This is a genomic window from Weizmannia sp. FSL W8-1119 (genome assembly GCF_038008605.1).
GTDB lineage: Bacteria > Bacillota > Bacilli > Bacillales > Bacillaceae_C > Weizmannia > Weizmannia coagulans.
Window position 1 is genome coordinate 2346411 of the sequence record NZ_JBBOZL010000001.1, and the last position, 21114, is coordinate 2367524.

At 46.6% G+C, this 21114-nt stretch carries 12 protein-coding genes, 16 tRNA genes, 3 rRNA genes, 1 pseudogene and 1 riboswitch; of the genes and pseudogenes, 3 read left to right on the forward strand and 29 right to left on the reverse strand.

Going from position 1 to position 21114, the window contains the following annotated elements; translation table 11 throughout:
* From thiS to NSQ19_RS11640, 5 genes are all read right to left on the reverse strand, one after another.
* Positions 1-204 carry a sulfur carrier protein ThiS gene (gene thiS / locus NSQ19_RS11620; RefSeq protein ID WP_237348451.1) on the reverse strand — a complete coding sequence of 68 codons (204 nt, stop codon included), beginning with the start codon at positions 202-204 and terminating at the stop codon, positions 1-3.
* 10 nt (positions 205-214) lie between these two features.
* Complete coding sequence (thiO, locus tag NSQ19_RS11625) at positions 215-1357, reverse strand: glycine oxidase ThiO (protein ID WP_340702878.1); 1143 nt, start codon at positions 1355-1357, stop codon at positions 215-217.
* The gene (locus NSQ19_RS11630; RefSeq protein WP_340702879.1) at positions 1326-1931 is read right to left on the reverse strand and encodes a thiamine phosphate synthase; all 606 of its coding nucleotides are present in this window, start codon (positions 1929-1931) and stop codon (positions 1326-1328) included. The genes thiO and NSQ19_RS11630 overlap by 32 nt, the downstream gene beginning before the upstream one ends.
* Before the next feature lie 130 nt (positions 1932-2061).
* A riboswitch (TPP riboswitch) is annotated at positions 2062-2171 on the reverse strand.
* A 269-nt stretch (positions 2172-2440) separates the two neighbouring features.
* Complete coding sequence (locus NSQ19_RS11635; protein WP_237348453.1) at positions 2441-3667, reverse strand: MFS transporter; 1227 nt, start codon at positions 3665-3667, stop codon at positions 2441-2443.
* Positions 3668-3788: 121 nt separating this feature from the next.
* Positions 3789-5174 (reverse strand): MFS transporter, encoded by a 1386-nt coding sequence (locus NSQ19_RS11640; RefSeq protein ID WP_133537499.1) that lies wholly within the window; start codon positions 5172-5174, stop codon positions 3789-3791.
* A 393-nt stretch (positions 5175-5567) separates the two neighbouring features.
* Here NSQ19_RS11640 and NSQ19_RS11645 point away from each other — a divergent pair, with 393 nt between their 5' ends.
* Positions 5568-5768 (forward strand): hypothetical protein, encoded by a 201-nt coding sequence (locus tag NSQ19_RS11645; RefSeq protein ID WP_340702880.1) that lies wholly within the window; start codon positions 5568-5570, stop codon positions 5766-5768.
* A 230-nt stretch (positions 5769-5998) separates the two neighbouring features.
* Here NSQ19_RS11645 and NSQ19_RS11650 read toward each other — a convergent pair whose 3' ends face one another.
* From NSQ19_RS11650 to NSQ19_RS11670, 5 genes and pseudogenes are all read right to left on the reverse strand, one after another.
* Positions 5999-7462 carry a transposase gene (locus NSQ19_RS11650; RefSeq protein WP_042512439.1) on the reverse strand — a complete coding sequence of 488 codons (1464 nt, stop codon included), beginning with the start codon at positions 7460-7462 and terminating at the stop codon, positions 5999-6001.
* A 297-nt stretch (positions 7463-7759) separates the two neighbouring features.
* Positions 7760-8637, reverse strand: a pseudogene (locus NSQ19_RS11655) (DMT family transporter).
* Between the two features lie 421 nt (positions 8638-9058).
* Positions 9059-10186 carry a zinc-dependent alcohol dehydrogenase family protein gene (locus tag NSQ19_RS11660; protein WP_133537497.1) on the reverse strand — a complete coding sequence of 376 codons (1128 nt, stop codon included), beginning with the start codon at positions 10184-10186 and terminating at the stop codon, positions 9059-9061.
* A 391-nt stretch (positions 10187-10577) separates the two neighbouring features.
* Positions 10578-10659 (reverse strand) — tRNA-Leu (locus tag NSQ19_RS11665).
* Between the two features lie 117 nt (positions 10660-10776).
* Positions 10777-11796 carry an LLM class flavin-dependent oxidoreductase gene (locus NSQ19_RS11670; protein ID WP_133537495.1) on the reverse strand — a complete coding sequence of 340 codons (1020 nt, stop codon included), beginning with the start codon at positions 11794-11796 and terminating at the stop codon, positions 10777-10779.
* A 176-nt stretch (positions 11797-11972) separates the two neighbouring features.
* Between NSQ19_RS11670 and NSQ19_RS11675 the strand changes: the two genes are divergently transcribed.
* Positions 11973-12437 carry a DUF421 domain-containing protein gene (locus NSQ19_RS11675; protein ID WP_237348454.1) on the forward strand — a complete coding sequence of 155 codons (465 nt, stop codon included), beginning with the start codon at positions 11973-11975 and terminating at the stop codon, positions 12435-12437.
* 242 nt (positions 12438-12679) lie between these two features.
* On the opposite strand, the gene NSQ19_RS11680 is transcribed toward NSQ19_RS11675, so the two are convergent.
* The 19 genes from NSQ19_RS11680 to NSQ19_RS11770 form a co-directional block, all read right to left on the reverse strand.
* Positions 12680-12761 (reverse strand) — tRNA-Leu (locus tag NSQ19_RS11680).
* A gap of 9 nt (positions 12762-12770) precedes the next feature.
* Positions 12771-12844: transfer RNA gene (locus NSQ19_RS11685), tRNA-Cys, on the reverse strand.
* Positions 12845-12849: 5 nt separating this feature from the next.
* Positions 12850-12924 (reverse strand) — tRNA-Gly (locus tag NSQ19_RS11690).
* 3 nt (positions 12925-12927) lie between these two features.
* Positions 12928-12999, reverse strand: a tRNA-Gln gene (locus NSQ19_RS11695).
* An 8-nt stretch (positions 13000-13007) separates the two neighbouring features.
* Positions 13008-13083: transfer RNA gene (locus NSQ19_RS11700), tRNA-His, on the reverse strand.
* 8 nt (positions 13084-13091) lie between these two features.
* Positions 13092-13165, reverse strand: a tRNA-Trp gene (locus NSQ19_RS11705).
* Between the two features lie 7 nt (positions 13166-13172).
* Positions 13173-13254: transfer RNA gene (locus NSQ19_RS11710), tRNA-Tyr, on the reverse strand.
* A gap of 8 nt (positions 13255-13262) precedes the next feature.
* Positions 13263-13338 (reverse strand) — tRNA-Thr (locus NSQ19_RS11715).
* Between the two features lie 3 nt (positions 13339-13341).
* Positions 13342-13417 (reverse strand) — tRNA-Phe (locus NSQ19_RS11720).
* A gap of 20 nt (positions 13418-13437) precedes the next feature.
* A tRNA-Asp gene (locus NSQ19_RS11725) sits at positions 13438-13513 on the reverse strand.
* Between the two features lie 12 nt (positions 13514-13525).
* Positions 13526-13599 (reverse strand) — tRNA-Met (locus NSQ19_RS11730).
* 9 nt (positions 13600-13608) lie between these two features.
* Positions 13609-13684 (reverse strand) — tRNA-Val (locus NSQ19_RS11735).
* 11 nt (positions 13685-13695) lie between these two features.
* Positions 13696-13770: transfer RNA gene (locus tag NSQ19_RS11740), tRNA-Glu, on the reverse strand.
* A 13-nt stretch (positions 13771-13783) separates the two neighbouring features.
* Positions 13784-13873 (reverse strand) — tRNA-Ser (locus NSQ19_RS11745).
* A gap of 4 nt (positions 13874-13877) precedes the next feature.
* Positions 13878-13952: transfer RNA gene (locus NSQ19_RS11750), tRNA-Asn, on the reverse strand.
* 7 nt (positions 13953-13959) lie between these two features.
* A 5S ribosomal RNA gene (gene rrf, locus NSQ19_RS11755) occupies positions 13960-14075 on the reverse strand.
* Between the two features lie 568 nt (positions 14076-14643).
* Positions 14644-17575: ribosomal RNA gene (locus NSQ19_RS11760) — 23S ribosomal RNA — on the reverse strand.
* A 319-nt stretch (positions 17576-17894) separates the two neighbouring features.
* Positions 17895-19450 (reverse strand): 16S ribosomal RNA (locus NSQ19_RS11765).
* The 16S, 23S and 5S rRNA genes sit together here with 15 tRNA genes alongside, the layout of an rRNA operon.
* A gap of 216 nt (positions 19451-19666) precedes the next feature.
* Positions 19667-20539 (reverse strand): nucleotidyltransferase-like protein, encoded by an 873-nt coding sequence (locus NSQ19_RS11770; protein WP_013860246.1) that lies wholly within the window; start codon positions 20537-20539, stop codon positions 19667-19669.
* Between the two features lie 142 nt (positions 20540-20681).
* Here NSQ19_RS11770 and NSQ19_RS11775 point away from each other — a divergent pair, with 142 nt between their 5' ends.
* Entirely contained in the window at positions 20682-21038 is a 357-nt protein-coding gene (locus tag NSQ19_RS11775; RefSeq protein ID WP_201029395.1) for a YgzB family protein, read from the forward strand.
* Positions 21039-21114 lie beyond the last annotated feature (76 nt).

Genomic DNA, 21114 nt, shown 5'->3' on the forward strand with positions numbered 1-21114 from the left:
TCATCCGCCTCCTACAAAATGGACAATTTCAATTCGATCTTTATCAGATAATCTAGTACGCTGGTGTTCTGTCCTTGTTAATATCTCTCCGTTGATTTCGACAACGACGACTTTATCATGAATTTCGTAGTATTTAAGTAAATCTGTGACAAATACAATCTGTTCTGGTAATGAAACGGACTCACCATTTATTGTAATAACCATTATAGACCTCCTAATGAACCTTTTGCTTGTTTCGATCAATCCTGAAAGCGGAGAGAAGCGTATCATCTGGATGGCCTTCCAATAAATCAGCTATCAGTTGACCAGTAACCGGGCTTAATAAAATACCGTTACGGTAATGCCCCGCTGCAATAAACAATCCCTTCTTAAACGGATGTTCTCCTATGTACGGGAGGCCATCCCCTGTTTGCGGCCGAACACCTGCCCATGCTCGTTCCCACTTGGCATCTTTTATTTGGGGAACCAATTGGATCGCTCTCTCTACTAATGAAGCAATTCCCCCAAGCGTCACTTTTTTATCAAACGTATTTTCTACCTGGGTAGCACCAATAAAGATTTCACCATTCCGCTTTGGTACAAAGTAGCATCTCTTATCGGAAAAAATCGTTCTCTTCAGGATAGGGGTATCAGATTTAACGGAAAAGCATTCGCCCTTTACCGGATAAACCGGCATGTCTATCCCTGTATCCTTCATCAACTGTGCTGACCATGCTCCCGTTGCAAGGACAACCTGATGGCAATGGATGTCACCGGAAGTCGTTTTAACCCCAATGACACGTTCCCGTTCATAGATGAACGAGAGGACTTCCGTGTTTTCAAGAATTTCCGTTCCAAAATGAATCGCTGCCTTTGCAAAGGCCTTCGATAAGGTTGCCGGCATGACGTGGCCATCATTAGGAAGATACATGCCACCAACGATGTTAGAGGAGAGGGACGGCTCCATTTCCAAACATTCATGAGAATCAAGCCACTTTATGGCTGGATCCCAATTTTGCTGGAAGGTCACCTGTTTTTTTACTTCCTCTGCGATAGCATCGGTTTCGGCAATTTTTATGATCCCTTTTTGGTCAAACTCTATATCGATTCCAGTCATTTCATACAGTTCGTTTGCAAGTTCAGGAAACATAGCTTGGCTTTTTAAAGCGAATTGGAACAGTGGACCGTCTTGTTCTATCTCCGCTTGTGCCGCAAGCATTCCCGCTGCCGCACTAGAGGCTTCACATGCTAATTGTTTCTTCTCAATTATGGCTACTTTTCTTCCTCTTTTTGAAAGTTGATAGGCGATAGAACTTCCGTTAATTCCGCCGCCTATCACGACAACATCAAATGTACGCGTCAATTTTTCCATCTCCATTTATTAAGGCATTGTAGTAATCCTTAACTGCTGATAAAGGATCACGAGCCTCAAGTATTCCTGACATGACGGCAATCCCTTTTGCACCAGCGTGAATAACACTTTGGGCATTTTCTGGCGTTATACCGCCAATCGCAATCACCGGTATGTCTAGTTGTGCCACTTTGGCTAATTGTTTTAGCCCCTTGGGTATCTTTCCGGGCTTTGAGCCGGAAAAAAAGATGTGGCCGAACAAGACGTAATCCGCACCATCCCGATTGGCTTTTACGCCTTCACGATAGGAATGAATCGATCGGCCAACTTTAAGAAAGGGAAACATGGTTTTGACAATCGAAGTTTCCAAGCTATGAAAGGCTAGCTGAACACCAGCTGCTTTCGCTGCCAAAGCGACATCTACCCGGTCATTAATGATCATTTTGGATAGGGGAATGTTTTGCGCTAGATACTCAATTATCTGGTAAAGTTCCCGTGCCGTTTTTTGTTTTTCCCGTATGTGGATGGCCGTTACGAACGGGTGAATATCGGTTAATATTTCATGTAACTGTGCAACGGGCATTTTGCCATTCGAGATCACATGTAATTCTTTAATACCGTTAGAAATTTAGCTCACCTCCTTGGAAAATTTCCACATAAATGAACCTAATGAAAAACAAAAAAGCCACTTTCTTCGGTAAGAAAATGGCTGATGATTTGAAAAGAAATCAAATATCCTGTTTCCACTTTCCTACGCTGGTATTACCCAGATCAGGTTCATAAGAGTCCCGAAGTATACTTCGATCTCAGCCTTTTAAAAAAGGCACCTCTAGCGGATGACTTCGTGTATTAAATTGTAAATATTGCCTATAGTTTAATAATACCACATATCTAGAAAAGGTCAACAATTTATATAGGCAGTTTGTCTTCTTCCATGCCCGGAAATAACTGTAGTAGACAAAGGCAGGTCCCGTGAAGCAAAATGTCTCGATAGAACATCGAGTCTTTTTTCAAGTATATGATAAAATCATCAAGTCCCCTGTCTTCCGGTCTGGCATTGAGTTGAGAAACTTCAAATGCACCGTGCAAAAACCTTATTACTCAATTATGTTAACTAGAAAATCGTTCCTTCTCCGGGTTCATTTTTCTTATAGACCGATCTAATAGTGGAATGAGGGCAACAAGGATAAAGCTTATTCCGCCAACTGTAGCAACCATTTTATATCCAAAAATCTCAGCCAAAGGAACTGCCATCACCTGACCAATGGGGATTGTAATAAAAGCTCCTAAGTCATCAAAAGCAAGTACCCGTGAAAGTTTATCACGTGGAATCGCTTGCTGTAATGTTGTATCCCAGCCGATTCCAGAGATCGTTTGTCCAACCCCCGCGATTGCTGTAACAATTAATAAATAAGGTAATGCGAATCCTTGGCCAAGGACGATCAGAGGTATTCCACCGAAAGCAACGGCAATCAAACTGTCCCGAAGAGGATACCGGAGTTGTAATTTCAGCATCACTAGACTAGCTATAAGAAGACCCACTGCTTTTATACTTAATGTTAGACCCCATCCAGTTGAACCAATGGTATTTTTAGCAATAATGGGTCCAAGCACTTGCCACACACCCATTTGGACTGCATTTATTAAAGCAAAAGCTCCCGTTATTAACCAAATCCAACGACGCCTTCGAAAGTAACTCCACCCCTCGCGCATTTCGTGCATGAACGAAGTTTTCGAAACAACAGGATGTGAAGGAATATGAACTCTACTCATAAAAATAGAGGCGATAAAAAAACTAATCGCATCAATTGCAATCCCCCATCCTCCTCCGAAAATTGCTACTAAAGTCCCTGCAAGAGCAGGACCAACAATTTTAGATGCACTCCGTGATAAATTTAACAGTGAATTAGCTTGTTTGATATGTTTTCTTTCCACCAATTCAGGGATAATACCTCGCATTGCAGGGGAAGTAAAGGCTCCTAATATACCATTTATAATTGCCAATGGGAAAATCGTATATGGATTTCCGCCTGCAAGGACGATAATGGCAATCCCCATTTGAGAACATCCGGAACCGAGGTTACTTAGGCGTATTAATTTATCTCGTCTGTAACGATCAGCAATACTGCCGCCGATAACCAGCATCAAAATATTAGGGAGAACCGCAGCCGCAAGTATATACCCCAATAGATGTTGGCCCTGCTTAACTTGAAGAATTGCAAAAGCAAGAGAAACAGGAGTCATCGCACTTCCGAATAAAGAGACTGTTTGCCCTAAGAAAAACCACTTGAACTTTTCACTAAGTGATAAAGTATTAAATATTGACTGATTTCTCAAGGCGAGCCCTTCTTTCAATTGTTATCGGATAGGACCCCTTTGTATGAGACTTTCTTTTGGTAAATGTCTGATCACTTTTCCAGCCATCAATATTCTGCTTGCCTGTATATTCTTTTTCATTTTAAAGGTGGACCCTGGTTTTCCCAAACAGTTGCGGTTCAGATAGACTCTCTATATTTTCGAGCGAACGTCCTGTCGTTTTTGGCGCCAGTAGTGCGATATCCAATACGACAATCAGCATTGCTATTGCAACAATAATAAACATCGCTGTTGCACCTTCATTTTCCAGTACCGGGAGCAGCATAAACGGCATAAGGCCGCTCATAATACGGCTGATGCTGTATGCCATTCCGGTAGCACTCGCACGGATTTCAGTTGGAAAGATTTCCGCCTGCAGTACGTGGAAAGCATTTGAAAAGATATTGCTGCAAAGTGTATAGGCAAATCCAAATACAATGACCAGAAAAGGCGAACCGCCGATTCCAAATAAAACGCCAAATACACCCATACAAACAGCGGAAAAGCACACCAGCCATTTACGGTCCATTTTTTCGATAAGCGGAACAGAAAGTAATGATCCGAGCGGGTAGCCGATAAATGACAAGGCGATATACTCCAGTGAATGCGTGACAGTGTAGCCTTTTGATGCGAGTACAAGCGGCGCAAGCGTCCCAAAGCCGTAGTAGCCAATCGTTTGGAAAATTTGAAAAATGTAAAGCATGACCGTACTTTTCCATAATCTTTTTTGAAAGACAGCACTCAAAGTACTTCCCTTTGGCATTTGGTCTGCAGGCTCAGGTTGTAATTTTGAAACCATCCCGGCCTCTTTCTTTCCTTTCTGAAATCTCTCCAGTAATGCAACTGCTTCCTGCATTCTTCCTTTAGTGGCAAGCCAGCGCGGAGATTCCGGAAGCGTACGCGCCGCCATCAAGACGAAAACACCCCCTGCCGCCCCAAGCAGGAACACCCATCTCCATCCATCCAATCCCATGGGGCTTAAAGGCACAAGGACACGGGAAAGAAATCCTTCAACAGGAACGGCGAGAAAACCAAGCGTATACGCCCAGGCAATATATTTCCCGCGTTTTACCGACGGAATCAATTCGCTTAAATATGTATCACATAACGCCGGCTGCGCGCCCAGACCCATTCCTGCCAGGAACCGGAAAAAGATGACCGTGACGACATTCGGGCTAAAGGCAATGAAAATAGTAAAAAGACTATAAATGCCGATATTTAGCATAAAAGCCCGCTTTCTGCCGTAACGGTCTGCAATATGGCAAAGGAAAATAGCCCCGATAAACATCCCCAAAAAGCTGGAGCCCAGCAGCAAAGGCATGAGCGAAGCCGAGACATGAAATTCTTCACCTAATACACTGGAGAGCACACCTGCAAGAAATAACTCAAAAAACTCGAAAAATAATCCCATTCCAATTACCGCGGTTGCCCGTTGTTGCACTTTTCCTACTGACAGCCTGTCCAACTGATGTCCGATCGTCTGATTCAACGGTCATACCTCCCTGAATTGTCATTTTCTTTAGCTGAATGAAACTTCAACTTAATTGAAGCGGTTGCTAATATTGTATGGATTTCTAACATTGCAAAAATTAAATATCTCTATATTAGTATTTTTTATTCAGCTCGTCAACCCTTTTTGCAGATTTTTTAGAGATTAAAAAAAGTTGAACCTTCTATTTTTGGCAATCAACAGGTATCCCAAATGGAAGGCGTGAAAGCGAAATGCAACAGCAATATTCGGGGTCCCATAAACGATTTCTTATAGCAAGCAATCCTTTAAAAAAGCGGAGCTGCACAGAAAAAGAACATGTATTGTGACCGGTAAAATGATGGTGCAGCTCGGCCATGTGAAAAATTGCCACGATTGCGGGCGGTGGTTGAGATGGCAAAAACAGATGTGCAGCTCGACGATGTGAAAAAGTGCTGCCGATTTTTTGCCCATAAACAATCCAACCAACAGCCCCCCAAAAAAACAACCGATTCCATCCCTTGGATCAAACTGCGGATAAGAATCCAATTTATACTTGTCTTTGTGTTGCCGGGTCTTCCTGGCTGTTTTTTCTTAGAGCCTCTGCCAAAATAAAAATATACCCTTGAGCGAGGCTCTGGAAAATTAATTATCCCGATTTTTTTTTGCCTTTTCATCCAGATTTTCAATTTACATCCAGATTTTCAATTCAATAGAAGTAAAACGGTCATTTTTCTTCAAAAAAAGGGCATACGTATCCCGCCTTCACAAAATGGTTTTTTTCACTACCCTTTGTGGAAAGAAAACGTTCATTTGAGTTATTCACATATCCACCTGTGAATAACTTAATTTGCTCTTTGCAGCCGATTGCGTGTCCATCCACAATTGGCCTTTCCAGTCTGATGGTACGCCATATTTGCCATGATATGCATAGATATCATGCATCGATCTACATGAGCTTCAACTGCCTGTTTCCCACGCTTGTGAACACGACGGAGACTGTATCCGTCTTTTAGAATGCCAAAGATTCTTTCGATGATCGTCCTGGCACTATATAACACTTCAAATGTGCGACCATGTTGAGGCAACTCGACATCTACTTGAGGCGTTTGATCAAAGTCTATCCTAAATACTCTTCCTTGTGCTGCCCCATTACAACATTCCGCGTGATTCGCTAGCGGGCAGGTGAGACCTTCTTGCTTGGCATTTGGATGAAATACAGGACAAGTGTAAATATATTGCCCCTTTTCCCGATCAGATCCTCTAAGTTCCATTTTATGTCCACTGATACAGATGGGAGTGCCGTACCGGTTGATTTTTTCAATCCCCCGGGCGGTAGTTGGTTTATCTTTACGGTTCCGTGGATTGATCGGTGCCACCAATTTCGCCTGTAATACATCCTTTGTCACTTTTTGATTTTCCGGCGTTTGGTAGATTCCATCTGCCAGGATAAAGCTCAACTGCTCAGCCATCTCGGGGTGCTCTGCCTTAAACGTTTCCAATGTCGGTTCTAATGTTTTCCCATCGGGTGTATTTCCTTTAAATACTTCCCGCGTCAAAGGCAAACCGGATTTCACCCCGCATACCATTGATAATTTATGCGCAATATAGGAGACTGCATTACTTTTACGCATTACCCCTACATTGTCGTCCGTAAGGACTCTGGGGCAATCGCAATCACCCTCACAAGAACACGTCTTCCTTGTTTTATTCAAGGTTGCTTCTGCCTCTATATGCGATGTATCCACGGCGGCTGCTTCCTCATTCGTTTCAACCACGCCTTCCCCTTTATTATATTCAACAACCAATAGCCGGGCTTTTTCCCAAAGACCATTTGTTGTCATGATTTGATCAAAACGAGCAAAGGACCGGTAGCTCGGAATTTTCTCTGTAAATCCACACATGGTGGCAAATAGCGGGTTTGATTTCACTTGCAAATAGACACTCTCCACCATCACTTCAATATACTGTAAAGAGGCCAGTTCAAAAGCACGAAAAAAGGGCATGAAAGGATGCGGTTTTCTCCCAGTGGAAGGGAGATGAAATAATGAAGACGCAGACTTGTCTTCTTCCTCCGTTATTGAAAATAGTGCCGGTTGTATTTCATTAGAAGGATCATGTGCTCTTTCATTTTTTAGGTGCAAATATAAAAGGGTGTAGTATTCTCGTTCAATCGGCTTAAAAATCTCCCATGGGAAACACATGGCTGGAATGACAAATGGTATATCGGCATAGTCTTGCCAATTGTGGGGAATCAAATTTTGTTGTATTGAAAAGTCTCTGGTTTGTGTTAGAATAGAACTAGTCATGAAATCACTCCCTGGATATTTGGTGGTACTTATATCTTAACAAAGGAGTGGCTTTCATGGCTCTTTTTTTTTTCAAAAAAAAATCATCCTTTTCCGTTTTACAATATTTACCACAGGAATGAGTAGCTTAATCTATTGAAACCCGACTAAAATGGAAAAATTTAGACACTTATAATAAATAAATTTACCCCATTAAAATCAAAAACTCACAATTTATTTTTACATTTGTCATAATGTTCCTACAAACGTCTTTTTTCTTTAGTGGAATAAATCAACGACCTTTAATTGTCTGACTGCTTACAGTTTCAGGGGATATAGCATTTTGGCAAGGGCTCTTACTGTATAGGAGACAGCTAAAAAGATGATGGCGATGCCGGCTGCCTGTATATAGGACGGTGCGAAACCAGTGATGAGAATATCAAGTAAAATGGCAACACACGGATCAAGATAAGAAAGGGCTGAGATGACGGACGTGCGCAAAAATCGGATGCTGCCATAAAACAGCAAATACACGATACCGGTATGGATGACACCTGTCAGCAAGCTGAATGTCCAGTTTCCGGGAGTCAGCCCAGTGTATTTTGAAAAATCGACAAAAGGTGTCAACATGATAATCCCAATGAATGTTTGCAGAAACGTGACGAGGTATGGCTTGCCTGTTTGATCCTTGTGCCGATCATCACGGTACACGCATAAAAAATCGCCGCACAAAATGCGTAAACCGACCCAAGCAGGAGAACGTGGCTGAACGCAGAGGAAGCTGTTACGGTAATCATGATGGTGCCGATAAAGGCCGCCAAAGTGGCAAGCAGTCCGCCCCATTGGAATTTTTCCCGGAACAACGTCCAGCCTGCAACGAGCACAATGAGCGGAGCTGTATTGTAAATGGAAATTGCGACGGTGACAGAAGTTTTTTCAAACGCCAAAAACAAGAAAAGCCAGTTGATAACAAGCGTAACACCGCCGCCTAAAATAAAGAGCATCTCTTTTATATTCCAGCGCTCTTTTTTGTACTGGCCGGTTGCAAGCCAGTAAACGGCTAAGATCGCTGAAGCACTCACACAGCGGACGAAAACAAGCTCCAGTGCGGGCAGACCCGTATACTTAGAGAAAAATCCGATTGAACCAAAAATCACCATTGAGATGCTCAGTTTTAAAAATGCCGATTTATTCATGAAAATAGACCTTCTTTTATGTATAAAGTCGTATTTTCAGTATAATTTGCATTAAAAAAATTGTAAATAAAAGGCTTGGCACGCTGCGCTGCGCCAAGCCTTTTGTAGACCACGTATACGACCTGCCGTCATCCTCCTCAAAGCGGATGCTGACGGTAAACGGATCAATACTGTATTCCTGCTCAAACCATTTGCAAATCGCAGGATTCAGTCAGGAAATCAAAAATTTTGTCGTTTTATAAAACGAACAAAATATCCTAGCTCTGTTGTCTGCTGTAACAAGTCGTCATCATGCAAATGGGTGCTCGGGCTTAATGTTAAAACTTAAGTTCATTTATAGCTGCTTGAACTCTTCTTTTAATGTGTTCTTAACATGGGGGCCACATTAGCGGCACGGGGCACGTTTTTTGGCAATCATCTTTTAGTCGAACCGAATCATGATTCTGGATGAGTCCCCTTTGGCCAATTTGTCGAAACCCTCATTTATCTCATCCAAAGAAATGACATCACTTACCAATTCATCCACTGGCAAGCGGCCGTTTTTAAAAAGCCGGATATAATTTGGAATATCCCTTTCCGGAACACAACTACCGATATAGGAACCTTTTAGCGTCCGTTCCTCGGCCGTCAGCGTTACATAAGGGAAAGAAAAATGATGTTTTGGATCCGGTAGTCCTGTCGTAACGGTTGTGCCACCGCGCTTGGTGATGCCATATGCCGTTTCCATCGCCGGGACTGCACCTGCCGTCTCAAAAACAGTATCCAGTCCCCCGCCAGTTGCTTCACGTATTTTCTCAACAACATCTGGATCTTTGGAATTAAATACATCTGTTGCCCCAAACCTTTTTGCCAACGCAAATTTATTTTCATTGACATCTACTGCTACTACACGGCTCGCCCCTGCTGATACAGCCCCGATTAAAGCGCTTAATCCGACGCCGCCCAAACCGACAACCGCAACTGTGCTACCCAACTTAATCCGGGCTGTATTCACGACTGCCCCGACTCCCGTTATGACAGCGCATCCAAAAAGGGCAAGCTTTTCAAACGGAATCTCTTTTTCAATCTTAATCAAAGAACGACGGGACACAACAGCATATTCTGAAAAAGCGGATACGCCGAGATGGTGCCTGATGTCTTCACCATTTGCATGCAGCCGGATGCCGCCCCCTGGTAAAGTGCCTGCCGCGTTTGAAGCCGCACCCGTTTCGCATAATGCAGGGCGTCCCTCCTTGCACGGCAGGCATTCGCCACAGCTTGGCACAAACACACAAACAACATGGTCACCCGGTGCAAGATCCGTCACGCCTTCACCGGTTTTCACCACTTCACCGGCAGCCTCATGCCCAAGAGCCATCGGTAAAGGCCGGGGTCTGCTGCCATTTATAACAGATAAATCCGAGTGGCACAAACTGGCCGTCTTCATCTTAACAAGCACTTCCCCTTGTTGCGGTTCATCGAGCTCCAATGTTTCAATTTTAATCGGTTTGCTTGCTGCATATGGCATAGCAGCACCTGATTCCCGTAGTACAGCAGCTCTGATCTTCACTCTCACCCATCTCCTCTGAAATTCGTTATGTATCAGCGCACTTGAACGGTTTTCAAAGTCTACGAATATCACTTATATGCTTTGTGTAAGGCGAATTGGGATTGCTGAACAAATCCGGAACGCCCGGAACTAGCGGGTATCGTACTTCATAACCTTGATAAGAGTACTGATTTGTGTATACATTCACTATTATCAAATTCTTTATTTTATTTTACGGCTGAATCGTGAAAAAAACAAATAAACAGCCTTTAGTAAACGCAAACCGAAATTCATCCCTTTCCTTTTACCCTTCACACGATTGAAGAGAGTATCTTCTACCGGAAAATGAAAAAACGCTCCTTACGGTATTGTAAGGAACGTTTCACCGAAAAACTGAAATGCGATCTTTTGATACCGGTGGTCGGGGTCGAACCGACACTCCCGAAGGAACACGATTTTGAGTCGTGCGCGTCTGCCAATTCCGCCACACCGGCATGATCCTATGAACCGCAAACAAAGCTGTTTGTTATGTCACTTTTATAATTATATCCAGATCGTAAAAAATGTCAATAACCATTTTGTGAAAAAGGGAAGCAAAACAGCTTCCCTCTTCAGGCATGACCTTCCTTCAGTTCACTTAGGATCTCATAAGACCGCAGCCGCTCTTCATGGTTGTAAATATGCGATACAAACATCAACTCATCGACCTGTGTATCATCCAAAAATTCTTCCATTTTCTCTTTGATTGTCTGTTTTGAACCGATAAAAGCATATTCAAGCTGACGCAATGCCGCTTCTTTTTCAAACGGGGTCCAAATCCCGTTCATGCTATCGACAGGCGGCTGCAGCGTCTGCGATTTGCCTCGGATAACGCCGAGGAAAAACTGGTACAGGCTTGTTGCGATTCTTTCTGCTTCTGCATCTGTGTCAGCTGCTACGCCATTCACACACGCAATCACATATGGCTTTTGCAAATACTTGGACGGTTTGAAGTTCTCCCGATAAAGGTATAAAGCATCAAACAATTGCGCTGGTGCAAAATGGCTCGCAAACGCAAACGGCAGACCGAGCCTCGCAGCAAGTGTGGCACTGTATGTACTTGATCCAAGAAGCCAAACCGGAACATCCACCCCTTCTGCCACGACGGCCCGTGCATAAGTCCTGCGTTCTTTATCCGAGAGAAAATAGTTCATCAGTTCTTGGACATTATCCGGAAAATCCATTTCCCCGCCCTTTAAATTTCTTCTGAGCGCCGCAGCTGTCAATTGGTCCGTACCAGGCGCACGGCCAAGGCCGAGATCTATTCTGCCTGGATAGATAGAACCCAGTGTTCCAAACTGCTCAGCCACGACAAGCGGTGCATGATTTGGAAGCATCACCCCGCCAGACCCGACACGGATGGTTTTCGTCCCTGCCGCTATATACCCGACTAAAACAGCCGTTGCAGAGCTGGCTACTCCAACCATATTATGGTGTTCCGCGAGCCAGTATCGTTTGTAGCCCCAATTTTCAACATGCTGTGCCAGGCTCAGGCTATTTTTAAACGAATCTGCCGGTGTCTTTCCAGATAAAACAGGGATCAAATCTAAAACCGAAAATGCAACATCATTTAACTTTTTTTGACTACCCATTGTCCGCTTCCTTTCCTTCTACTCGTGAAGATAGATCTATTGTAAAATAACAGATTCCCAAAACAAAATGATTTGCCTAACCTGTCCGGTGTATCCCATGATTAGAACGTTCGTTTATGACACTGATTTTAAGGGAAAATGCAAAAGAAAAAATCATCTAAAAAGAAGGTTCAACGATGCAAATCAGTATAGATTTATTAAAATTGATCATGGGCTTTCTTGCGCTCATTTTTTGTCTAAAATGTACCGGTGCCAAAAGTATTTCAAACCTTACGCCAATCGACTTCATCTGGAGCATTATGCTGTCTGAAATCGTCGGCAACGGCCTTTATGACCCAAGTGTAAAATGGTACTACATTCTCGCCATGCTTTCTGTTTGGGTCATCATTAAACTCATTTTTGATAGCCTCATTTACCGCTATGACAAACTGGAAAAATTCCTTATCGGGGATAAAACGGTGATTATCGATAAAGGAAAAATTAACAACGTCGTACTAAAAAAAAATAAAATTGATATGAATCAACTGTCAGAGTTATTGAGAAAGCAGGGCGTATTTTCGCTTGATGAAATTGACCAGGCCTATCTTGAAAAAGATGGGACGGTTACGGTGAAAAAAAGAAAAGACAACCCTAGTAAATAGTAGGCTGCCCAGCTCTTGTACTCATTATAAAAGGAAAATCTAAGATAGTATTTCCAAACCTTTCTTATTAGATCAATTCCCTTTTTGTACAAGTTAAAAAACTGTAGATACCCACAAGTGTACGCTTTCAAGCAGCTGCTTAAATGGCCTCGGCTTCAATAATATAATTGCAATAAAAAACGCTTCTCTTTATCTTGAGAAGCGTTCCGTTTGGCATCAGCTTTCAATGTAATACTGTGTTATACCGGTGGTCGGGGTCGAACCGACACTCCCGAAGGAACACGATTTTGAGTCGTGCGCGTCTGCCAATTCCGCCACACCGGCACAATATGATGGAGGCGGCAACCGGAATCGAACCGGTGATAAAGGTTTTGCAGACCTCTGCCTTACCTCTTGGCTATGCCGCCATCAATGGAGCGGAAGACGGGATTCGAACCCGCGACCCCCACCTTGGCAAGGTGATGTTCTACCACTGAACTACTTCCGCATACTGGGCCAGCTGGATTCGAACCAGCGCATGACGGAGTCAAAGTCCGTTGCCTTACCGCTTGGCTATGGCCCAATCAAATATGGGGCGGATGGTGGGAATCGAACCCACGAATGCCGGAGCCACAATCCGGTGCGTTAACCACTTCGCCACAACCGCCATCATAATGGCAGGGGCAGTAGGAATCGAACCCACACTGGAGGTTTTGGAGACCTCTGTTCTACCTTTAAACTATGCCCCTTTAAAAATGGAGGGGGACGGATTCGAACCGCCGAACCCTGAGGGAGCGGATTTACAGTCCGCCGCGTTTAGCCACTTCGCTACCCCTCCATATTGCGTGGTGCCGGCCAGAGGACTTGAACCCCCAACCTACTGATTACAAGTCAGTTGCTCTACCAATTGAGCTAGACCGGCCAATGGTGGCTCGGGACGGAATCGAACCGCCGACACAAGGATTTTCAGTCCTTTGCTCTACCGACTGAGCTACCGAGCCGCGATTATGTAAAATACAGATGGCGGTCCCGACGGGAATCGAACCCGCGATCTCCTGCGTGACAGGCAGGCGTGATAACCGCTACACTACGGGACCTTTATATGTAAATTGCGGGGGCAGGATTTGAACCTGCGACCTTCGGGTTATGAGCCCGACGAGCTACCAGACTGCTCCACCCCGCGATGATAAAATGGTGGAGGATGACGGGATCGAACCGCCGACCCTCTGCTTGTAAGGCAGACGCTCTCCCAGCTGAGCTAATCCTCCAAATATGTAAATGGTGACCCGTACGGGATTCGAACCCGTGTTACCGCCGTGAAAGGGCGGTGTCTTAACCGCTTGACCAACGGGCCATATGGATCATGACGGAGAGCAAGGGATTCGAACCCTTGAGACAGCTTTTAGCCGCCTACACGATTTCCAATCGTGCTCCTTCGGCCTCTCGGACAGCTCTCCATTATGGCTCCGCAGGTAGGATTCGAACCTACGACCGATCGGTTAACAGCCGATTGCTCTACCACTGAGCTACTGCGGAATATCGGGCCCGGCAGCGTCCTACTCTCGCAGGGGGAAACCCCCAACTACCATCGGCGCTGGAAAGCTTAACTTCCGAGTTCGGGATGTGTTCGGGTGTGACCTTTCCGCCATCGCCACCGGACCTCAATGACAAAAATCATTATAACAAACTTTTCATTGCTTATCAACAGGAATTATGTGATTCCCTGAAAACCGGATGGGAGAAAAACTGTAAACGGAGAATAGCTTTGGTTTCTAACTTTGAGAATTGTCCAGCTCCAGCGCCTATCGGCTAGTGAACTTCCCGTCCCCCTTTCCTACGATAAGCGGGCATCGACTCGCCTTTAGGGCTCGTCGTGTTTCCTTTATCTCAGGCGGGGGCCTTGAAGTTCATACGCCGATGACCAAGGCGCTTCCGCTTTTCTATTGTCTAGCTCCGGTGCCTAGCCCCTCGAGGTCGAATAACCTGCCCGTCACGGAGCCAAAAGACGGCTCCATGCCGGTCAGAACATTCGCTTGTCGGGGCTAAACAAGGCACCTTCGCTTTTCTATTGTCCAGTTCCGGGCGCTATCGGCTAGTGAACTTCCCGTCCCCCTTTCCTACGATAAGCGGGCATCGACTCGCCTTTAGGGCTCGTCGTGTTTCCTTTATCTCAGGCGGGGGCCTTGAAGTTCATACGCCGATGAGCGAGCGCCCTTCACTTTTCTATTTGGTTAAGTCCTCGATCGATTAGTATCCGTCAGCTGCACGCGTCGCCGCGCTTCCACCCCGGACCTATCAACCTGATCATCTTTCAGGGATCTTACCAGTTAAACTGTGGGAAATCTCATCTTGAGGGGGGCTTCATGCTTAGATGCTTTCAGCACTTATCCCTTCCGCACATAGCTACCCAGCGATGCCTTTGGCAAGACAACTGGTACACCAGCGGTGCGTCCATCCCGGTCCTCTCGTACTAAGGACAGCTCCTCTCAAATTTCCTGCGCCCGCGACGGATAGGGACCGAACTGTCTCACGACGTTCTGAACCCAGCTCGCGTACCGCTTTAATGGGCGAACAGCCCAACCCTTGGGACCGACTACAGCCCCAGGATGCGATGAGCCGACATCGAGGTGCCAAACCTCCCCGTCGATGTGGACTCTTGGGGGAGATCAGCCTGTTATCCCCAGGGTAGCTTTTATCCGTTGAGCGATGGCCCTTCCATGCGGAACCACCGGATCACTAAGCCCGACTTTCGTCCCTGCCCGACTTGTAAGTCTCGCAGTCAAGCTCCCTTATGCCTTTACACTCTGCGAATGATTTCCAACCATTCTGAGGGAACCTTTGGGCGCCTCCGTTACCTTTTAGGAGGCGACCGCCCCAGTCAAACTGCCTGCCTGACACTGTCTCCCACCCCGGTAAGGGGTGCGGGTTAGAATTTCAATACAGCCAGGGTAGTATCCCACCGATGCCTCCGCCGAAGCTGGCGCTCCGGTTTCCAAGGCTCCTACCTATCCTGTACAAGCTGTACCAAAATTCAATATCAGGCTGCAGTAAAGCTCCATGGGGTCTTTCCGTCCTGTCGCGGGTAACCTGCATCTTCACAGGTACTATAATTTCACCGAGTCTCTCGTTGAGACAGTGCCCAGATCGTTACACCTTTCGTGCGGGTCAGAACTTACCTGACAAGGAATTTCGCTACCTTAGGACCGTTATAGTTACGGCCGCCGTTTACTGGGGCTTCAGTTCAGAGCTTCGCCTTGCGGCTAACCCCTCTCCTTAACCTTCCAGCACCGGGCAGGTGTCAGCCCCTATACTTCGCCTTGCGGCTTCGCAGAGACCTGTGTTTTTGCTAAACAGTCGCCTGGGCCTATTCACTGCGGCTTCCCGGGGCATACACCCCAAAAAGCACCCCTTCTCCCGAAGTTACGGGGTCATTTTGCCGAGTTCCTTAACGAGAGTTCTCTCGCTCACCTTAGGATTCTCTCCTCGCCTACCTGTGTCGGTTTGCGGTACGGGCGCCTTTCACCTCACTAGAGGCTTTTCTTGGCAGTGTGGAATCAGGAACTTCGGTACTTTAATTTCCCTCGCCATCACAGCTCCGCCTTGGCGCGAAGGATTTGCCTCCGCACCGGCCTAACTGCTTGGACGCGATCAACCAGTGTCGCGCTTGCCCTATCCTCCTGCGTCCCCCCATCGTTCAAACGGTGAAGAGGCGGTACAGGAATATCAACCTGTTGTCCATCGCCTACGCCTTTCGGCCTCGGCTTAGGCCCCGACTAACCCTGAGCGGACGAGCCTTCCTCAGGAAACCTTAGGCATTCGGTGGAAGGGATTCTCACCCTTCTTTCGCTACTCATACCGGCATTCTCACTTCTAAGCGCTCCACCGGTCCTTCCGGTCCGGCTTCAACGCCCTTAGAACGCTCTCCTACCACGGACACCAAACGGTGTCCATCCGCAGCTTCGGTGATACGTTTAGCCCCGGTACATTTTCGGCGCAGCGTCACTCGACCAGTGAGCTATTACGCACTCTTTGAATGATGGCTGCTTCTAAGCCAACATCCTGGTTGTCTAAGCAACGCCACATCCTTTTCCACTTAACGTATACTTTGGGACCTTAGCTGGCGGTCTGGGCTGTTTCCCTTTCGACCATGGATCTTATCACTCACAGTCTGACTCCCAAGCATAAGTTTTTGGCATTCGGAGTTTGTCTGAATTCGGTAACCCGATGAGGGCCCCTCGTCCAAACAGTGCTCTACCTCCAAAACTCTCCGCTTGAGGCTAGCCCTAAAGCTATTTCGGAGAGAACCAGCTATCTCCAAGTTCGATTGGAATTTCTCCGCTACCCACACCTCATCCCCGCACTTTTCAACGTGCGTGGGTTCGGGCCTCCAGCAAGTGTTACCTTGCCTTCACCCTGGACATGGGTAGATCACCTGGTTTCGGGTCTGCGGCCTCATACTCTTTCGCCCTGTTCAGACTCGCTTTCGCTGCGGCTCCGCTTCTTCAGCTTAACCTTGCATGAGACCGTAACTCGCCGGTTCATTCTACAAAAGGCACGCCATCACCCGTTAACGGGCTCTGACTACTTGTAGGCACACGGTTTCAGGATCTCTTTCACTCCCCTCCCGGGGTGCTTTTCACCTTTCCCTCACGGTACTGGTTCACTATCGGTCACTAGGGAGTATTTAGCCTTGGGAGATGGTCCTCCCGGATTCCGGCGGGATTCCTCGTGTCCCGCCGTACTCAGGATCCACTCGGGAGAGAACGAAGTTTCAGTTACAGGGCTTTTACCTTCTCCGGCAGGCCTTTCCAGGCCGCTTCACTTACCCCGTTCTTTTGTAACTCCCATATGAGTGTCCTACAACCCCGGAAGGCAAGCCTTCCGGTTTGGGCTGTTTCCTGTTCGCTCGCCGCTACTTGGGAAATCGCAATTGCTTTCTCTTCCTCCGGGTACTGAGATGTTTCAGTTCCCCGGGTGTGCCCTTCCTGCCCTATGGATTCAGGCAGGAATCCTGTCCGATTAAAGACAGGGGGTTTCCCCATTCGGAAATCTCCGGATCAAAGCTTACGTACAGCTCCCCGGAGCATATCGGTGTTTGTACCGTCCTTCATCGGCTCCTAGTGCCAAGGCATCCGCCGTGCGCCCTTTCTAACTTAACCATAAAAGGTTTAAATCCAAAAATAAGCGATTCTCGGTTTACTTGGTTTATTTCTCCTATCCGGTTTTCAAAGAACACATACTGAAGGATTGGACCTTCAAAACTGAACAAAACGGAAACGCCAAACTTAATTTCGGAAAACCGAAGGTTTTCCTTTTATGTCTAGCTCCGGGCGCTATCGGCTAGCGTATTTCTACGTCTTCTCCCTACGATAAGCGGGCATCGATTCGCCTTTAAGGCTCATCGTGTTTCCTTTATCTCAGTCGAAGACTTCGAAATCCGTACGCCGATGAACGAGCGCCCTACGCTTTTCCCCTTAGAAAGGAGGTGATCCAGCCGCACCTTCCGATACGGCTACCTTGTTACGACTTCACCCCAATCATCTGTCCCACCTTCGGCGGCTGGCTCCGTAAAGGTTACCTCACCGACTTCGGGTGTTACAAACTCTCGTGGTGTGACGGGCGGTGTGTACAAGGCCCGGGAACGTATTCACCGCGGCATGCTGATCCGCGATTACTAGCGATTCCGGCTTCATGCAGGCGGGTTGCAGCCTGCAATCCGAACTGGGAATGGTTTTCTGGGATTGGCTTAACCTCGCGGTCTCGCAGCCCTTTGTACCATCCATTGTAGCACGTGTGTAGCCCAGGTCATAAGGGGCATGATGATTTGACGTCATCCCCACCTTCCTCCGGTTTGTCACCGGCAGTCACCTTAGAGTGCCCAACTCAATGCTGGCAACTAAGGTCAAGGGTTGCGCTCGTTGCGGGACTTAACCCAACATCTCACGACACGAGCTGACGACAACCATGCACCACCTGTCACTCTGTCCCCCGAAGGGGAAGGCCCTGTCTCCAGGGAGGTCAGAGGATGTCAAGACCTGGTAAGGTTCTTCGCGTTGCTTCGAATTAAACCACATGCTCCACCGCTTGTGCGGGCCCCCGTCAATTCCTTTGAGTTTCAGCCTTGCGGCCGTACTCCCCAGGCGGAGTGCTTAATGCGTTAGCTGCAGCACTAAAGGGCGGAAACCCTCTAACACTTAGCACTCATCGTTTACGGCGTGGACTACCAGGGTATCTAATCCTGTTTGCTCCCCACGCTTTCGCGCCTCAGCGTCAGTTACAGACCAGAGAGCCGCCTTCGCCACTGGTGTTCCTCCACATCTCTACGCATTTCACCGCTACACGTGGAATTCCACTCTCCTCTTCTGCACTCAAGCCTCCCAGTTTCCAATGACCGCTTGCGGTTGAGCCGCAAGATTTCACATCAGACTTAAGAAGCCGCCTGCGCGCGCTTTACGCCCAATAATTCCGGACAACGCTTGCCACCTACGTATTACCGCGGCTGCTGGCACGTAGTTAGCCGTGGCTTTCTGGCCGGGTACCGTCAAGGCGCCGCCCTGTTCGAACGGCACTTGTTCTTCCCCGGCAACAGAGTTTTACGACCCGAAGGCCTTCTTCACTCACGCGGCGTTGCTCCGTCAGACTTTCGTCCATTGCGGAAGATTCCCTACTGCTGCCTCCCGTAGGAGTTTGGGCCGTGTCTCAGTCCCAATGTGGCCGATCACCCTCTCAGGTCGGCTACGCATCGTTGCCTTGGTGGGCCGTTACCCCGCCAACTAGCTAATGCGCCGCGGGCCCATCTGTAAGTGGCAGCCGAAGCCGCCTTTCCTTTTTCCTCCATGCGGAGGAAAAAACTATCCGGTATTAGCCCCGGTTTCCCGGCGTTATCCCGGTCTTACAGGCAGGTTGCCCACGTGTTACTCACCCGTCCGCCGCTAGCCTTGTTAAAAGCAAGCTTTCAACAAGGCCCGCACGACTTGCATGTATTAGGCACGCCGCCAGCGTTCGTCCTGAGCCAGGATCAAACTCTCAGTAAAGATGTTTGATAAAAGCTCAAAAAGAATTTGACGTTTCGTTTTGTCCAGTTTTCAAGGAACAATCTGTTTTAACAGCGACTAAATTATTGTACCATAATAATGAAGCCTTTGTCAATAACTTTTTTACCTTTCGTCGTTGGTCTTTCAAGTTCATCAGCGACGTATATAACTATACCAAGTTATTTATTATACGTCAATACTAAATTTGATATTTTTTTATTGTTTTTTTGGAACCCGGTACCGCCTATGGAAGATTTCAGGCCCTTTTGTCGGCACTGTAATTTCTTCAATCATATTTTTTTCAATTAAAAATTCAAGCAGAACAGGCAAATCAATACTGTACGATTGAAGGCCGGGGTGGAAAAGCAGTTCATCAATTGTCCATTCTTCCCGTTCTTCCATCAGTTCCAGTAAATGCTGGGCGCCAAACGGTGTCTTCGAATAAATATGGAATTCACTCGCAAGAAAGAGCAGTTCCAGGCGTTTTTCCAGCGACTCTTCACTTGTTACCAGTTCTTCGTACAACTTAAAGATTTGCAGATCAATTTGCTTTACCTGGTTCCAGACGGTTATTTCCGGGTGAAAACCGTTTTCGATCACCGCGAGCCTGGCGAGATGGTGCAAGGCGTGGATGATGTGGTTATAGGCATCGAGGTACTGGCGCTGTTTGAAGAAGTCTTTTCCGTTTAAATACCGGCGGATCAATTTGGCAAATTCCGTTCCGATTTTGACCTTTCGTTCATGAAACGGAAAATCCCTTACTTCATCTTTTAAGCGTGCCATGTACTCATTCCGGTCAAATAAGATCAGCCCTTCTGTAATCCATTCGAAAATATTGTTGTTTGTCCCGTACAGCATCCACTCTTTCAACTGGTCCTCTGCCACGACATATAAGGCGGCTTTTTTGTCTTCATAGCGATAATGCTTGACGTAGAGCGGCTGGTCCTGCTCTTTGACAATGATGAAGAGAATGGCGTCGAACAAATTGGTTGCAGCATCTTCATCCGGCTTTTTTTCAATATACAGGACGGAAAGGGTATTCGGAAGGCTTGCCCTTTCCTGGTAAATCGGCCTTAAAATGTCTCTCATGCATCATTCCTCCATCATGCTTTCTATGAACGTATTTCTGCAAATCCCGGGGAATCCCCTGCAAATTTTCGCAACAAATTTCAGTATATTGCATTCCTTCTTTTTTCGCCAGTTATGTTATATTAAAAAGAAAGGGGGAATGGTGTTGGCGAAGTATTCAAGCAAAATCAATAAAATTCGGACATTTGCCTTAAGCTTGATTTTTGCCGGATTTATTGTCATGTATACCGGGCTGTTTTTCCGGGCACATCCGGTTGTTGTGACCCTTTTTATGCTGTTCGGTCTGTTCTTTATTTTATTGAGCACAGTGGTTTATTTCTGGATCGGCATGTTCTCGACAAAAGCAGTGCAGGTTATATGCCCGGGCTGCGGCAAGCCGACAAAAATGCTGGGACGAGTGGATATTTGCATGCATTGCAATGAGCCGCTGACACTGGATCCCGAGCTTGAGGGAAAAGCGTTTGACGAATCATACAACCGTAAGCGGTTGCAGAAGTGACAGGCCGGATTAGCAGCTGAAAAGGCCGGGTAGAAAAAACCCAGGCATATTCAGGAAAGACCCGCCCCATTTGAAG